The sequence below is a fragment of the Hymenobacter psychrotolerans DSM 18569 genome (assembly GCF_900142395.1).
Taxonomy (GTDB): domain Bacteria; phylum Bacteroidota; class Bacteroidia; order Cytophagales; family Hymenobacteraceae; genus Hymenobacter; species Hymenobacter psychrotolerans.
Genome location: NZ_FRAS01000010.1, coordinates 93461 through 109615, shown reverse-complemented (window position 1 = coordinate 109615; position 16155 = coordinate 93461). Strand labels below are relative to the sequence as shown.

Below are 16155 nucleotides of genomic sequence, written 5' to 3'. Positions count from 1 at the left end.
TGGTAAGGTCTTTCGCTCCGCTCAGGATGACGGGCTTTTGTTACGGTTATACTCAGATGAGCATGCGCATCGGGTCTTCGAGCAGGCTCTTCAGGGTCTGCAGGAAGGCGGCGCCGGTGGCACCATCCACCACCCGGTGGTCACAGCTCAGGGTCACTTTCATCACGTTGCCGATAGCCAGCTCTCCATCCTTTACAACGGCGGTTTGCTTGATGCCACCCACGGCCAGAATGCAGGCATCCGGCGGGTTGATGATGGCCGTGAATTCCTCAATGCCGAACATGCCCAGGTTGGAGATAGTGAAGGTGCTGCCCTCCCATTCGGCGGGCTGCAGCTTTTTGCTCTTGGCTTTGCCGGCCAGCTCTTTCACCTCAGTGGCAATAGTCGAGAGGCCTTTGCCGTCGGCGTTGCGCACCACGGGCACCAGCAGGCCTTCGTCCACGGCCACAGCTACCCCGATGTTTACCACCTTGTTCTGGCGGATTTTGTCACCGAGCCACGAGGAGTTTACCGCCGGGTGCTGCTTCAGCGCCACGGCAGCAGCCTTGATAACCAGGTCGTTGAAGCTGAGCTTCACCGGCGACAGGGTATTGAGCTGCGTGCGCACTTCCATAGCCCGGTCCATGAAGATTTCCATGGTCAGGTAGAAATGCGGCGCCGTGAAGAGGCTTTCCGAGAGGCGGCGGGCAATAACCTTGCGCATCTGCGACACGGGCGTGTCGGTGTAGGTGCCTTCGGCTGCGGCCGGCGCGGGAGCAGCCGGAGTAGCTGCCGGCGCCGCTTCTGCTTTCGGGGCTTCCGCCTTGGGAGCTTCGGCCGGAGCCGCTGCAGGAGCCGGCTGAGCGGCCGGAGCGGCAGCGGGTTGTGCCGTTTCCAGGTCGCGGGAAATAATGCGGCCGTTTTCGCCGGAGCCTTTTACGTTGCTCAGGTCGATGCCTTTGTCTTTGGCAATGCTTTTAGCCAGCGGCGAGGCGAGGATGCGGGTGCCAGCGGGAGCCGGAGCCACGACCGTGGCCGAAGCGGCGGGAGCAGCAGCCGGAGCGGCGGGCGCCGGGGCAGGTGCGGCTGCAGCCGGGGCAGAAGCTTGCGGCTGGGGCGCTGCCTCAGGTGCCGGGGCAGCACTGCCGCCCGTCTGGCCGCCGAGCAGAGCCTGTACGTCGGCTCCTTCTTCGCCGATAATAGCCAGTACGCCATCTACTTCCACCGACTCGCCATCTTTCGGGCCTATGTACAGCAGCGTGCCGTCTTCGTAGTTTTCGAGCTCCATCGTGGCTTTGTCGGTCTCGACTTCAGCCAGCACGTCGCCGGACTTCACTTTGTCGCCTACCTTTTTGAGCCAAGAGGCAATCGTGCCTTCCGTCATCGTGTCGCTCATTTTGGGCATCCGGATGACGGTGGCTTTCTTGCCGTTGCCGGCGGCCGGAGCAGCCGCGGGGGCTGGCGCAGCCGGAGCAGCGGCCGGAGCAGGAGCAGCGGGCGCCGGGGCTTCTGCCGGAGCAGCTTCCGCAGCGGGAGCAGCAGCCGGAGCCTCGGCCGCCGGAGCCGCCGGAGCGGCACCGCCGCCGTTGAGGAGCGCGGAAATGTCTTCGCCTTCCTGCCCTACAATGGCCAGTACGCCATCCACGGGCACGGCATCCCCTTCTTTCGGGCCGATATGAAGCAAGGTGCCGTCCTCATAGTTTTCGAGCTCCATCGTGGCTTTGTCGGTTTCGACTTCGGCCAGAATATCCCCGGATTTCACTTTGTCGCCTACTTTTTTGAGCCACGAGGCAATGACCCCTTCGGTCATCGTGTCGCTCATTTTGGGCATTTTTATGATTTCGGCCATCTGCGTCTGCGGTTGAATTGAATGGGGTCAAAATTAGCCCGAAAATCCGGGGGTGCAAACGAAACTCTGTGTTCCGGGAACAGCCCGGGCAAAGCGAATTTTCGCCTGGGCGGGTTTAAACTGCTTTTCGGGCTATAGTCCGGCCAGTGCGCATGGGCCGGAGTAGGCGCATCCACCCCGCTGTCAATGTGGTTACGGCGGCAAGCCAATCAGTTGCCAGGCTACCCGCCCACATCTTATTCTCCCTGCAGATGTGCCACGTCCAGGAAACTGCTCACCGTGAACATCGAGCCCGAATAATGCAGGCGGTAGAGGCACAGGTTGCGGTGCTCAAACGAGTCCATGTGCTGCAGCGGGTAGTTGAGCAGCTGGCACAGTAGCACCCGCATGGCACGCCCGTGCATGCATACCAGCACGGTTTCTTCCTCGGGCCTTGACTTCAGCAGCTCAATGAAGGGGCGCTGGCGGGCAGCCACTTCGTCGGGACTTTCGCCGCCGAGGAGGCGGGCGTGGGTCTGGCCGGCCGCCCATTGGTCCAGCACGCCCTGGTATTCGGCATCTTCCTCGGGCGTGATGCGCAGGCCTTCGCGCACGCCCCAGCTGATTTCGTTCAGGCCGGGGTGGGCTTCGTGGGGCAGGCCCCTGTCCAGAAAGCCCTGCACCGACTCGTGGGTGCGGCGCAGCACCGAGGTGTACACTTTATCGAACGGCAGATGCGCGTAGGCCGCGTGAAAGCGCGCAGCCTGCCGGCGGCCCGTCTCGTTCAGGCTGGAGTCGACGCCGCTGCCCTGCACGATACCGCGCACGTTAAAATCGGTCTGGCCGTGCCGGATAAGGTATATTTTTTTGACGCTCACTTTCCCGCTAGCTTTGCTGGTTTGGGGGCAAAAGTAGTTTTCCGCCCCCGAAAACTCTGATTCGACATCTTACTTCTCCGCTAATGGATACGGAACGCCTTTCTCCTGATCTGGCCCAGCTGAACGCCTGGTGCCGCAATACGCTGGGCGAGCACCTGGGTATAGAGCTGACCGAGGTAGGTGAGCGGACGCTGACCGGCCGCATGCCCGTAGACCACCGCACCCACCAGCCCATGGGCCTGCTGCACGGCGGCGCTTCGGTGGCCCTGGCCGAAACCCTGGGCAGCATCGGCGCGCAGCTGCAGGTAGACATACGAAAAAAGGCCTGCGTGGGGCTGGAAATCAACGCCAACCACCTCAAAGGCGTGCACTCCGGCTACGTGGTAGGCAAGGCTACGGCGCTGCACGTGGGCCGCAGCACGCAGGTCTGGGAAATCCGGATAACGCACGAAGAAACGGGCGTGCTGGTGTGCGTGAGCCGCATTACCATGGCCGTTATTGATCTGCCGGCCGCGGCCCAGCCTCAGGCATGAGCAGCCCGCTGACTTGGCCCGGCCCGGGTTCCGCGCCGGAGCGGCTGCGGCAGCTGGTGGCGTTTGCGCTGCACCACCGGCTGCCCGTGGCACTGTGGCGCCTGCCGAATGCCGACGCCGTGCAGCTGTGCCTGAGCTTCTCGGCGGAAGCGGCTCTGATTGGGCTCACGCCGGCGCTGGAACCTACTGCGCCGGCCGGTTTTGCCTTCTTCCCCTTCCGCGACACCGACCACAACCCGCCCCTTTTCCTGCCGGCCGACGTGGTGTTTGACACCGAACACCCGGAGCTGCTGCAGGTAAACGAGGACGCGGAAGGCGCTGATACGCTGGCTCCGGCGCTGCGCGAGTGGCTCCACTCCGCTCCTGCTTCGGCTCAGCAGGCCGGTCCGGCGCTAGCCTGGCACGTTAGTCCGCAGCCGGTACCGCACATGGCGCCGCAGCAGGAGTATGCGGCGCTGGTGCAGCGCAGCGTGGCAGCCATCGGGAACGGCGAAGTGCTGAAAGTGGTGAGCAGCCGGGCCGCCAGCCAGCCGCTGCCGCCTCATTTTGATGCGCTGAATGCCTTCGGGGAGCTGACGCGCCGCTACCCCACCGCCTTCTGCTCGCTGGTGAGTGCGCCCGGCGCCGGCACGTGGCTGGGCGCTACCCCCGAAATCCTGGCCCAGGTAACGCAGGACGGCAAATTCTGCACCATGGCGCTGGCCGGCACCCAGCCGCTGGAGCCGGGCCACAAGCCCAGCGAAGCCATTTGGCGGCAAAAGGAAATTGAGGAGCAGGCCCTGGTGGCGCGCTACGTGGTGAGCTGCTTCAAGCAGCTGCGCCTGCGCGACTACCAGGAAACCGGCCCGCGCACGGTGGCGGCCGGCGAGGTACTGCATCTGCGCACCGATTTTATAGTGGACCTGCGCAAAGTGCCCTTCCCCACCCTCGGCACCGACATGCTGCGGCTCCTGCACCCGACCTCGGCGGTGGGCGGCATGCCCCGGCAGGCAGCCCTGGACTTTCTTGAGAAGCACGAAGGCTACGACCGGGCCTACTACAGCGGCTTTCTGGGCCCTGTGAACCTGCCACAGCCCGGCGCATCCCACCTGTTCGTGAACCTGCGGTGCTTCCAGCTGCGCCCCACCGAGGCCATTCTTTACGCCGGCACCGGCCTCACCATCGACTCCGACCCTACCCGCGAGTGGCAGGAAACGGAGCTGAAGCTGCGCACGGCCGGCGCCATTCTGCAGAAATAAGTCAGCCGGGCGCCTGGCCTTGTCGTTTAGGGTGGCAGGCTGTTACTTTTTTCTCTCCCGCCGGTTATCTGTTTCTATGTCGCTGCAAGCCATCCACAACATCCCCGAAATATGCGCCCAACTGGGCATTACGGACGTGGTGCTTTCGCCCGGCTCCCGGTGCGCGCCTCTCACTATTGCGTTTGCGCGCCACCCCGGCATACAGGTGCGCACAGTGCCCGATGAGCGGGCGGCCGCTTTTATTGGGTTGGGACTGGCGCAGGCGCAGCGGCGGGCCGTGGCGCTGGTGTGCACTTCCGGCACAGCGGGCCTGAACTACGCGCCGGCCGTGGCCGAAGCCTATTTTCAGCAGATTCCGCTGGTAGTATTCACCGCCGACCGGCCGCCGGAATGGGTGGATCAGCTGGATGGGCAGACCATCCGGCAGGCCGATTTGTACGGGGCGCACGCCAAAGGCTCGTTTCAGTTTCCGGCCGACATTTCTCATCCGGATGCGCAGTGGCACGCGGCGCGCATCGTGTCGGAGGCTATTGGCCTGGCCGAGCAGTTTCCGGCCGGGCCGGTACAGGTTAATGTGCCGCTGCGGGAGCCGTTCTACCCCACCCCCGGCGAAGAACTACAGTTTGAGGCCGTGAAGGTGACGCGCGAGCTGCCCGGCCGGCCGCAACTCCCGGCCACCACGCTGGCCGAGTTGCGCGACGCCATCCGGAGTACCAGCCGCGTGCTGCTGGTAGCCGGCCAGCACCCGGCCGATACGGAGCTGCTGCTGGCTTTGCACCGCTTCGCAGCTGCCTTCCAGGTGCCCGTGGTGGGCGACCTGATTGCGAATCTGCACCTGCCCGCCGCCCCCGACTACGACCAGCGCCTGCGCCCCTTGGGCCGCCAGGACGTGTTTATGGCGGTGCCGGAGCCGGGCCTGAAAGAAGCCCTGAAACCGGAGCTGCTTATTACGTTCGGCCAGTCGCTCATTTCCAAGGCCCTCAAGCTGTATCTGCGCAGCGCCCGCCCGGCTCAGCACTGGCACATCCAGCCGGCTGGCCCCGTAGCCGATACGTTCCAGTCGCTCACGAAAGTGGTACGCATGGAGCCGATGGACTTTTTTGCGGCGCTGAGCTCGAATCCGCTCATCACCTCTCACTATAAGGACCCTGCTGGTTCGATTCCAGTTGGCTCCACAGATTCTGTGGAGCTGCAGGGATTCGAACCTGGTAAAGCCACTGTCTCCCAGGGTTCGATTCCAATCATTACCACACCCGGCCACACGGCCGCCCTGGACGCCACGCGCGTAGCCAGGCCTGCAGTGCCAGCCGGCCCGCCGCGGCTGGTGTGGCCTGGCAGCGGCGGGCAGCTCAGCGACACTGAAGCTTCGGCTAAGGCGGCTTACCTCAAGCCCTGGCTGGCGGCCGAGAACTGGGCCACCGGCTTTCTGCAGGACTTCATGCAACAGCCGAAACAGCCCTTCAACGAGTTTACGGCCATCTACCACGCCCTGCAGCAGCTCCCCGACCATACCGCGCTGCACCTGGCCAACAGCATGGCCGTGCGCTACGCCAATATTCTGGGCGTGCCGGCCGGGCGGTTCGTGGAGGTGTTTGCCAACCGGGGCACCAGCGGCATTGATGGCTGCACCAGCACGGCCGTGGGGGCGGCGCTGGCCCAACCCGGCCGTCCGGTGGTGCTGCTTACCGGCGACGTGGCGTTTTTCTATGACCGGAACGCCTTCTGGCACAACTACGCCACGCCTAACCTGCGCGTAATTCTGCTCAACAACCACGCCGGTGGCATCTTCCGCCTGATTGACGGGCCGCGCCAGCAGCCGGAGCTGGAGGAGTTTTTCGAGACGCGCCAGCCGCTTACCGCCGCCAATACAGCCCGGGATTTCAACCTGCGCTACCTCACGGCCCAAAGCTTCGCGGAGCTGGAATCAACGTTACCCGTTTTCTTTGCACCCGAATCCGGCGCCAGTCTGCTCGAAATCACCACCGACAGCCAGACCAACGCCGAGTTCTTCGAACAGTACCGCGCCGCGGTGAAGTCATCTTTTGCGTAATACATGCCGTTGTCATCCTGAGCCTGCGAAGGACCTTGCACACTTCGAACAAGTATCGTAACAACGATTCGTAGTGACGTAATCAGGTCCTTCGCAGGCTCAGGATGACAGGTGTTTTTGTTTCTCTTTTCCTCATTTCCTATGGCCGAACAACTTACCTGGACTCCCATTAAGGAGTTCCGCGAAATCCTTTTCACGCAGGCTGGCGGCATCGCCAAAATCAGCATCAATCGTCCGCAGGTGCACAATGCCTTCACGCCACTCACGGTGCAGGAGATGATTGAAGCCATGGATATCTGCCGCAACCGCACGGATATCGGCGTCATCATTCTCACCGGCGAAGGCGGCAAAGCCTTCTGCTCGGGCGGCGACCAGAGCGTGCGTGGCCACGGCGGCTACATCGGCGAGGATACCGTGCCACGCCTGAACGTGCTGGATCTGCAGAAAATGATTCGCTCCATTCCGAAGCCGGTGGTAGCCATGGTGGCCGGCTGGGCTATCGGCGGCGGCCACGTGCTGCACGTGGTCTGCGACCTGAGCATTGCCGCCGATAATGCCCGTTTCGGGCAGACCGGCCCGAATGTGGGCTCGTTTGACGGTGGCTTCGGGGCCTCCTACCTCGCCCGCGTGGTAGGCCAGAAGAAGGCCCGCGAAATCTGGTTCCTCTGCGACCAGTACGACGCGCAGGAAGCCCTCGACATGGGCCTCGTAAACAAAGTAGTGCCCCTCGATAAGCTGGAGGAAACCACGGTGGCCTGGTGCCACAAGATTCTGGAGAAGAGCCCTCTGGCGTTGCGCATGCTAAAATCGAGCTTCAACGCGGAGCTGGACGGGCAGGCCGGCATTCAGGAGCTGGCCGGCAACGCCACGCTGCTCTACTACCTCTCGGAGGAAGCCAAAGAGGGCAAAAACGCCTTCATCGAGAAGCGCAAGCCCGACTTCTCGAAGTACCCCAAGTTCCCGTGAGCCACGGCGGGTAGTCGCCCACAGATTGCTGCCTGCCCGCTTGCGGGCGGGCAGTTTTCTTTACCGGCTTGCCTGGCCATCATTATCTTCGCCCACTCAACGCTCAACCTCTCCGGCTATGAAATCTTTGTGGATGCTGCTTCTGCTGAGTTTTTCGACAGTTGCCACCGTGCAGGCTCAGTCCGCCGTCCCTGCCTCCAGCGAGCCGACGCCGCAGCCGGCCAAGCCAGTGCAGCAGGCGGAGGCGGCTTGCGGCCAATGCCGCTTCGGGCTGCCCGGCAAAGGCTGCGACCTGGCGGTGCGGCTGGAGGGCAAGGCCTACTTCGTGGATGGCACCACCATCGACTCGCACGGCGACGCCCACGCCGCCGACGGCTTCTGCAATGCCGTTCGCAAGGCCGAGGTGCAGGGCGAAGTGGTAGACAACCGGTTTCGGGCCACGTATTTCCGGCTGCTGCCCTAAGCCACGCTGCCAGCCGGCCGCAGCCCTTTTTCCACTTGCTAAATCCGCGACGTGCCGGACGTTTCTTTTCCTGCTTTCCTTACCGCACGGCTGCGCGGCGTCAGCCTGAAATACGGGCTGGCCGGCCTGCTGATGCTGACTGCCGGCGCTGCATTCGGGCAGGCACCGGCCTTTACGCCGCGCGTGCTGCGCCTGCCCCCGGAGCTGGCCAATCCCGGCAACCAGTTTTCGGGCCTGGTTGTGCACGACGCGCAGCTGTTTCTGCTGTCGGAGTCGCGGCTGCAGGAAAAAGCGCCCGCCCAACTCTACACCATTCCGCTGGCCAGCCTCGACCAACAGCTGCGGGATTCGACGCAGAGCCTGCCGTATCGCCGGTATGCGCTGCAGAATCTGGAAGCCCTGCGGAGCCGCATCAATGCCGCCGGCGAGGTGTACGAGGGGCTGGAGGCGCTGTCGATTACGGGCCGCGAAGCGTACTTCTCCGTGGAAACCACCACGGCCTCGCAGAACGGCTACCTGCTGCGCGGGCAGCTCCGGGATACTGTCGTGGTCATGGACCCCGACTTCCTGGTAACCATCCGCAAACCCACCCAGCCCGACGGCGCGCACATCTACAATGCGGGGTTTGAGGCCATTATGGAGCGCGGCTGCTACCTCTACGCCTTCTTCGAGTACAACTCGTTTCCGGGCCAGAACTCCGCCTACCGGATAGACAAGCGCCAGCCGAACGCCGCCCCGAAGCTGCTGCCGCTGCAGAAGCTGCCGTTCCGCATCACCGACGTTACGGCTACCGGGCGCCGACGCTTTACGGCCATCAACTACTTCTTCCGGGGCCCCGACGACAGCATCTACCGCCTGCCCGAAACGGAGGCCGAAAGCCGCCTGATCCAGACCAATGGCACCTACCGCAGCTACTGCCGGCTACTGGACGTGAAGCTGAGCGGCAACGGCTTCCGCTGGAAGCCGCTGGCAGAATTTCCGGCGCAGTACATGGCCTACAACTGGGAAGGAATTGCTGCGTACCGGGGCGGCTATTTCATTCTCAACGACACCTACACGCCCCAGAAACCCTACTCTTCGGTATTGCTGTATTTCGAGAAAACCCGCTAGAATGTCCCCGGTCCGACGCCTGCGGCGTCCGACTGGTTGCCGTAAGCTGACGTTGTGCAGGCGGCGCGTTCTAGAAGATGGAGCCGTAGGCGGCGCAGCCTTCGCACCACCCGAAGAAGTTGCGCAGCCGCTCGTGCCGGGCTTCTTTCTTGCGGCGCTTGCGGGCCTGGCGGGCTGCCTGAGCCGCCGGGTCGGGGGCCGGAGCCGCCAGGAAGCGGCGCAGCACAAGGCCGGGCCGGAAAACGAAGGTGCGGGCCGAGGCAAACGGGCTGGTGACAGAAGCAGTCATGGCAGTAGCGCGTTGGTGGGTAGTTTAAGGTAGCATTTTAAGCGCCTCGAAGTCAAGCAGCGGCCGGTTTTTCTGCCGTTTGGGCGGGCGCTTCGTATGCAGGTATCGTTGTTTCTGGAAACCTTTATCCTTCCGCTTCTCACTACCCCGCTATGGCTGCTACTTCCGCCGCTTCCCTGCTGCCCGATTCGCTGCTGCTCAACGGCCGCCGGTTCTACTACCACGACATCCGGCAGTACCCGGCCCAGGCCCCGCAGGACCTCAACGGCTACGAGGCCCGCGTACTCGACTTCTGCCGGCAGTGGCTGAACGGGGCCCTGGAGTTCGGGCTGCATACGTCCGGCTCTACGGGCCAGCCCCAGCTGCGCACCATGAAGCGCGAGCAGCTGGCCGCCTCCGCCCGCCGCACCGGCGACTACTTCGACCTGGGCCCCGGCGACCGGATGCTGGTATGCCTGAACTGCGAGTACGTGGGTGGTATCATGATGCTGGTGCGCGGCTTTGAGCGCAACATGCACCTGACCATTGTGGAGCCGCACGCCGACCCGCTGGCCCTGCTGCCCGAAGATGAGGAGTTCGACTTCACGTCGTTTGTGCCGCTGCAGCTGCGGACGGTGCTGGCCGCCGGGCACGGCCCGCGCCTCAACCAGATGAAAGGCATACTGGTGGGCGGCGCGGCCGTGGAAAAAAGCCTCGAGCAGGAAATCCGGGCGCTGACCGTGCCGGTGTACCTCACCTACGGCATGACCGAAACCGCCTCGCACATTGCCCTACGCCGCCTCAACGGCCCCGAGCCCCAGACCGCCTACCGCGTGCTGCCCGGCATAGCGGTGGCGCAGGACGCGCGCGGCTGCCTCACGGTGCGCGCCGACGTCACGGACCAGCAGCTCATCACCACCAACGACCGGGTGCAACTGCTCGATGCCCACACCTTCGAGTGGCTGGGCCGCGCCGACTTCGTGATAAACAGCGGCGGCGTGAAGGTGCAGGCCGAGAAGGTAGAGCAGGTGCTGGAAGTGGCCCTGATGGAGCTAGGCCAGAGCCGCCGCGCCTTTGTGGCCGGCCGGCCCGATGCCCGCCTCGGCGAGCAGGTCACGGCGTTTGTGGAAGGCGCCGGCCTGCCGCCGGCTCAGCAGGAGCACCTGCGTACGCTGCTCAGCCAGCGCCTAGGCAAGTACGAAGTACCCCGCGAGTTTGTGTTTGTGCCTGAGTTCCGCACCACCGCCTCCGGCAAGCTGGACCGCCCCGCCACCCTGCGGGACGTGGCCGGCTAATGGGGCCGGCAGGCAGCAGGCCATACACCATAGGCAGTAGGCAGTGGGGCCGGCAGCCAGTTCCTTAAAGGAGCTCCCTGCGGCAGCCCGGTAGCGTCCGGAGCCCCTGCGGGAGCTCCTTTCGGGTGGCCGGCCGGGCCCTGAGGGCCGAAAGGAGCTCCCGCGAGCGGCCAGGCTTCGGCCTCACGCAAAAAGGACCTCCCCCGAGCCGTCCGGCACAAGCCGGAGCGTCTGAGGGAGGTCCTTTCAGCGGGCCGGACCAGCCCGGTCTTGAAAAAGGAATAGTTTACCCCGGTACTGTCCGGTATCAGCCGGCCGGGTGCGGCTTGGGCACCGCGGCCAGGTTGGCATCTTCGGGCTGGCCGGTGGTTTTCGGGAACGGAAACAGGGCATAGGCCTGGGCGGGGTCCTGGTAGTGTGCATGGAGCAGGCCGGCATAGGCCTGGTAGAGCCCCAGGCACACAGCCTGCTCGGCCTCGTCGATGGCGGCGGAGCCCCCGCGCTGCTGGGCCCGCTCGGTAGCCCGCCCGCTCAGGGCCTGCTCCAGCAGCTGGTACTGCGCCTCGGCTTCGGCGGGCTTGATGCCGGTCTGGGCCCCGTAGTCTTTGCTGATTTTGTCGAGGTAGTAGCGGGCGCGGCTGAGCACGTTGCCCTGGTCGGCCCGGTAGAGGGCATCCATGCCGCCCGGAAAAATAGCAACCCGCTCGGGCTGGCGCGGGTCGGGGAAGGCCGGAAAAATCTTGGTGGTGTTGGTGAGCCTGGCCCACTGCAAAAACGTGCGCACGGTCTGGGCCAGCGTAGCCGAGCCGGCCGAGCGCCCCTGGGGCCCGCGCTGGGTGTGGGCGGCGCGCAGGGCGGCCACCTGCGGGGCCAGGGTGGCGGCATCGGCGGCGGCGGTGGCGTGGGCCTGCTGCTGCAGGTTGCCCAGCACCGTCTCGGCGAAGGCCAGAAACTCGTCGTCGGAGAGCGAGGCCGCCAGCGCATAAAAGAAGTTGGTGAAATACGTCTTGTTGGTCATGGGATAAGGAAAAAAGTAAGAAGGATGAGCGAAAGAAAAATGCAGCAATAAGAATGCAGCAACAGCCCCTGGCAGGCCGGATAGCCGCACGGCAGCGGCAGGGACGGAAATAACTGAGTTTTTCGCGAAAAACCCAGCGCCCGGAGCATCTTTTCGGGGCTGCCCCGCTAGGCTTACGCGCTGAAAACCGGTTACTTCACGGTTGGGGCGCCACCCGGCAGCCATAGCCCCGCTTTTCTCTCCCCTTTTTCCTCTCTCTATGCCCGTTTTTACCCGTGCCAGGGTGCTTTCATGGCCTCACAGGGCTGCTGCTTTCCTAAAGGGTTAGCGCATGAAAGCACTTTTACTTTCCGCCCTTCTCTGGGCTGCCATCCTCTCTGCACAAGCCCAGCCCACGCAGGCGTGGCAGCAGACGCATGGTGCCTTCGTAGTGAACGAGATTTTCCAGGATTTTATTCGGTTGAAGTCGAACAGGCTGGTTGGCATTGGTTTTTCGCAATTTCCTTCCGCCACGGGCAGAGGTACGCAGCCAATGCTAATGTTTTTCAACAACGCGGGTGACTCTCTGCGTACGGTAATGCCCCCACCGCCACCTCAGACGGAAAGTCGTAACTACTTTGCGGGTACAGCATTGAGTAATGGTGATATATTGTTAGTTGGGTCTAACTATGAACAAAACATCTATGCCAGCTTGCTTCATCTGACTCGTACCGACTCCATCGGCAACATTCGCTGGCAGCGTCCGCTCAATCTTCCTGGTTATGGCTGGGCTTATGGCTTTACGTCGCGCGCTTTACTAGCCTTGCCCGACGGAGGAACTCTATTGACCGTAGCTGATAGTTACGGTCCTTCTAGTCCTAGCTCACTGACACCGGTTCCCATTGCTACCGTCGTACGGTTAGATTCAGCCGGCGCTGTGGTCTGGCAGCGCCGCTACGGCAGCTTTCATGGCAATTTAGAAGTCATACAGGCCTTGCCCGATGGCTCCTATGCGCTGTGCGGCTACCAGCGGACCTCGCCCAACCAGACGCAGCTGCTGACCGGCAACGGCTGGCTGCTGCGCATCAATCTGGCCGGCGATACACTCAGCTCCCGCTACTTCGGCCAGCAGGTTTCTGATGAGTATCTGCACGATGTAACGCCCACGCCCGATGGGGGCTTACAGCTCTGCGGCGAGTATGTGCCGCAGGCCAACACCGGGCAGCCCGCCCAGGGGTGGCTGCTGCGCCTCGACAGCCTGGGCAACGAGCTGTGGCGCCACTACCTGCCCAACCCGGCCGCCGGCAAAAGCAGCTTGTTTCTGCGCAACTGGGTGTTGCAGGACGGTAAGGTGCTGGTATCCGGTGCCCGCGACCCGGCCGTAGTCAATGTTACTCGCCTGCGGGGCTACGTGGCCGCCTGGCAGCCGCCCACTACTGGGGCACCGCCAGTGTTGGCTTGGGAAACCTCGTATGGTCCTTTATCGTCAAACGCCGGCACCAACTCGCTTCTGGACCCCAACGGCGACCTGACGGTGTATCATTCCTACAACCCGCCCATCGTCGGCGCCAGTGGCCGCGACATAGGGCTCACCCGCTTCACGAACGTGGGGCAGCCCTACGTGCCGGACCTGTGCCGCACGCCGCCCGTGGCCCGCGCCACCTTCGCCACGCCCGCCCCCGATTCGCTGGTGGCCCAAGCCACGGCAGCCGGCGCCGGCCCGCGCCACGCCCAGCTCGTGGCCTGGCACTGGGACTTCGGCGACGGCAGCCCCGGCGCCAGCACCGCCACGGCCCGCCACCGCTACGCGCCCGGCGTGGCCCGGCCGGGGCTGCGCGTCACGCTCACGGTCACCAACAACCTGGGCTGCGCGCACACCGAGTCGTTCTTTCCCTTCGGCACGCTGGCCACCCGTTCGCCCCTCACCGAAGCCATCGACGTGTTTCCCAACCCCACGGCCGGCGCGGCCACCGTGCGCCTGGCGGGCCGCTACGCCGGCCCCGCCATCCGCCTGAGCCTGTATGATGCGCTGGGCCGGCAGCTGCAGCAGATGCCGGCGCTGGGCGGCACCGGCGCGGCGGGCGTGCGCGAGGTGCCGCTGCGGCTGCAGGCGCTGCCCGCCGGCCTCTACTGGCTGCGGCTGGAGGTGCCCGGCCAGCCCCCCGCCCTGCGCCGCCTGCTGAAACAATAGCGCGGCGCGGCCCGGCACAAAAGCCGTTGTTCCGGACCGGGGCAACGGCTTTTTCGTCCCGACATCGGGAAATAATCCGTTGCTTTGCGGCTGTTCCTTTCCTGCACGTAGTTTCATGAAGCGTACCCGTATTTCCGTGGCGGCGCTGCTGCTGGCTTCCCAGCTTGGCGGCGGCTGTGCCAGCACTTCCAGCACCACTACCTCTCCCACCGCCGCCGTTGGCACGGCTACCACTGAGGCCATGGGCCAGCTCAGCACCGCTACCGCCCCGGCTGCCCCCACCGCGCCGCCGTTCAGAGTAGTAAGCGAGCAATTTGCCGATGTGCGCATTCTGCGCTACCAGGTGCCCGGCTTCGAGGCCCTGAGCGCGCAGCAGAAAGAGCTGCTCTACTACCTGTACGAGGCAGCATTGAGCGGGCGCGACATCATCTACGACCAGAACTACAAGCACAACCTGCGCGTGCTGCGCACGCTGGAAGCCGTGTGGGCCGCCAACGAGGAGCGCCGCACGGCCAGCACCAACCAGCAGCAGATCGGGCACGCCAACGGCTTTGCCACCTACGCCAAGCGCGTGTGGTTCAGCAACGGCATCCATCACCACTACAGCACCCGCAAGTTTGTGCCCGAGTGCACGCCGGCTTACTTTAAGGAGCTGATTTTCGCTACCGACTCCAAGCTGCTGCCGCTGGAAAAAGGCGAATCGGTAAACCAGTTTGTGGCCACGATGACCCCCATTCTGTTCGACCCGAACGTGGCGGCCAAGCGCGTAAACCAGGAAGCCGGCAAGGACCTGCTCAAGACGTCGGCCATGAACTTCTACGAAGGCGTGAGCCAGGCCGAAGCCGAGGCGTACTACAAGAAGAAAATCAACCCCAAAGACCCGCAGCCCATTTCCTACGGCCTCAACTCGAAGCTGGTGAAGGACAAGCAGGGTGTGGTGCAGGAGCGGGTGTGGCGCACCGAAGGCATGTATGGCCGCGCCCTCAAGCAGGTGGTGCTCTGGCTGAACAAGGCCGTGGAAGTGGCCGAAACGCCCGAGCAGAAGCTGGCCTTGCAGAAGCTGGTGGAATACTACCAGTCCGGCGACCTGAAGAAGTGGGACGAGTACAATATTGCCTGGGTGCACGACACCAAGTCATTGACCGACGTGGTGAACGGCTTTATTGAGGTGTACGGCGACCCGCTGGGCTACCGCGCCTCCTACGAGTCGGTGGTGTCGTTCAAGGATCTGGAAGCCACCAAGCGCATCAAGGCCATCGGCGACGAGGCGCAGTGGTTCGAGGACAACTCGCCTATCAAGCCCGAGCACAAAAAGAAAAACGTGGTGGGCATCACGGCCAAGGTGATTACGACGGTGGTGGAAGCCGGCGACGCCGCGCCCAGCACGCCCATCGGCATCAACCTGCCCAACGCCAACTGGATTCGGAAAGAGCACGGCTCGAAATCGGTGAACCTGGGCAACATTGTGGATGCCTACGGCGCCGCCGACGCGGGCGGGATGCTGGAGGAGTTTGCCTACGATGAAGCCGAAATGCAGCGCGCCCGCCAGTACGCGGGCCTGGCCGGCAAGCTCCACACCGACATGCACGAGGTAATCGGGCACGCTTCGGGCCAGATCAACAAGGGCGTGGGCACGCCCAAGGAAACGCTGAAAAGCTACGCCTCGGCCCTGGAAGAAGCCCGCGCCGACCTGGTGGCCCTCTACTACCTGCCCGATGCCAAGCTCCAGCAGTTGGGTGTGGTGCCCTCGCCCGACGTGGCCAAAGCTGAGTACGACAACTACATGCGCAACGGCCTGATGACCCAGCTCGTGCGCCTGCAGCTGGGCGAAACCGTGGAGGAAGCCCACATGCGCAACCGCCAGCTGGTGGCCAAGTGGGTGTTCGAGAAAGGCAAGGCCGAAAACGTAGTGGAAAAGCTGACCCGCGACGGCAAAACCTACTTCCGCGTCAACGACTACACCAAGCTGCGCGGCCTGTTTGGGCAGCTGCTGCGCGAGCTGCAGCGCATCACGAGCGAAGGCGACTACGCGGCCGGCAAATCCCTCATCGAAACCTACGGCGTGAAAGTGGACCCCGTGCTGCACAAGGAAGTGCTGGCCCGCTACGCTACGCTTAACATTGCGCCCTACGCCGGCTTCATTCAGCCGCGGCTGGTGCCGGTGGAGCAGGACGGCAGAATCGTGGACGTGAAGGTGGAATATCCCACCAGCTTCGCCCAGCAGATGCTGGAGTACGGCCGCAAATACCGCCTGCTGCCGAACTACAACTAGCCGATAATTCAGCGTGTCATTCTGAGTCTGCGAAAGACCCTGCCACGGCAGAGCCGTGCACGTAACAAGGTCCTTCGCAAGCCCAGG

At 63.9% G+C, this 16155-nt stretch carries 13 protein-coding genes; 9 read left to right on the top strand and 4 right to left on the bottom strand.

Annotation, left to right across the window (positions count from 1 at the left end):
- Positions 1–52: 52 nt before the first annotated feature.
- Positions 53–1828, bottom strand: a complete 1776-nt coding sequence (locus tag BUE15_RS10805; protein WP_073284455.1) for a pyruvate dehydrogenase complex dihydrolipoamide acetyltransferase — start codon at positions 1826–1828, stop codon at positions 53–55.
- Positions 1829–2064: 236 nt separating this feature from the next.
- Entirely contained in the window at positions 2065–2685 is a 621-nt protein-coding gene (locus BUE15_RS10800; protein WP_073284452.1) for a histidine phosphatase family protein, read from the bottom strand.
- Positions 2686–2768: 83 nt separating this feature from the next.
- Here BUE15_RS10800 and BUE15_RS10795 point away from each other — a divergent pair, with 83 nt between their 5' ends.
- From BUE15_RS10795 to BUE15_RS10770, 6 genes are all read left to right on the top strand, one after another.
- Entirely contained in the window at positions 2769–3218 is a 450-nt protein-coding gene (locus BUE15_RS10795; RefSeq protein ID WP_073284449.1) for a hotdog fold thioesterase, read from the top strand.
- The gene (locus BUE15_RS10790) at positions 3215–4456 is read left to right on the top strand and encodes a chorismate-binding protein (RefSeq protein ID WP_073284440.1); all 1242 of its coding nucleotides are present in this window, start codon (positions 3215–3217) and stop codon (positions 4454–4456) included. The genes BUE15_RS10795 and BUE15_RS10790 overlap by 4 nt, the downstream gene beginning before the upstream one ends.
- A 76-nt stretch (positions 4457–4532) precedes the next feature.
- On the top strand, positions 4533–6506 hold the full coding sequence (gene menD, locus BUE15_RS10785) for a 2-succinyl-5-enolpyruvyl-6-hydroxy-3-cyclohexene-1-carboxylic-acid synthase (protein ID WP_073284437.1): 1974 nt from the start codon (positions 4533–4535) through the stop codon (positions 6504–6506).
- Positions 6507–6647: 141 nt separating this feature from the next.
- Positions 6648–7472, top strand: a complete 825-nt coding sequence (gene menB / locus BUE15_RS10780) for a 1,4-dihydroxy-2-naphthoyl-CoA synthase (protein WP_073284434.1) — start codon at positions 6648–6650, stop codon at positions 7470–7472.
- 118 nt (positions 7473–7590) lie between these two features.
- Positions 7591–7935 carry a DUF6370 family protein gene (locus BUE15_RS10775; protein WP_073284431.1) on the top strand — a complete coding sequence of 115 codons (345 nt, stop codon included), beginning with the start codon at positions 7591–7593 and terminating at the stop codon, positions 7933–7935.
- A gap of 51 nt (positions 7936–7986) precedes the next feature.
- Positions 7987–9045, top strand: coding sequence for a hypothetical protein (locus BUE15_RS10770; RefSeq protein WP_073284428.1), 1059 nt, complete (start codon positions 7987–7989; stop codon positions 9043–9045).
- A 70-nt stretch (positions 9046–9115) separates the two neighbouring features.
- Here the strand turns inward: BUE15_RS10770 and BUE15_RS10765 are convergent, their stop codons facing one another.
- Entirely contained in the window at positions 9116–9334 is a 219-nt protein-coding gene (locus BUE15_RS10765; RefSeq protein ID WP_073284426.1) for a hypothetical protein, read from the bottom strand.
- 152 nt (positions 9335–9486) lie between these two features.
- Between BUE15_RS10765 and BUE15_RS10760 the strand changes: the two genes are divergently transcribed.
- Complete coding sequence (locus BUE15_RS10760) at positions 9487–10608, top strand: AMP-binding protein (RefSeq protein WP_084548979.1); 1122 nt, start codon at positions 9487–9489, stop codon at positions 10606–10608.
- A gap of 307 nt (positions 10609–10915) precedes the next feature.
- Here the strand turns inward: BUE15_RS10760 and BUE15_RS10755 are convergent, their stop codons facing one another.
- Positions 10916–11626, bottom strand: a complete 711-nt coding sequence (locus BUE15_RS10755; RefSeq protein WP_073284423.1) for a hypothetical protein — start codon at positions 11624–11626, stop codon at positions 10916–10918.
- Positions 11627–12542: 916 nt separating this feature from the next.
- On the opposite strand from BUE15_RS10755, the gene BUE15_RS10750 reads away from it, so the two are divergent.
- Positions 12543–13796 carry a PKD domain-containing protein gene (locus BUE15_RS10750; RefSeq protein WP_073284420.1) on the top strand — a complete coding sequence of 418 codons (1254 nt, stop codon included), beginning with the start codon at positions 12543–12545 and terminating at the stop codon, positions 13794–13796.
- A 115-nt stretch (positions 13797–13911) separates the two neighbouring features.
- Entirely contained in the window at positions 13912–16068 is a 2157-nt protein-coding gene (locus BUE15_RS10745) for a dipeptidyl-peptidase 3 family protein (protein ID WP_084548978.1), read from the top strand.
- Positions 16069–16155: the final 87 nt, after the last annotated feature.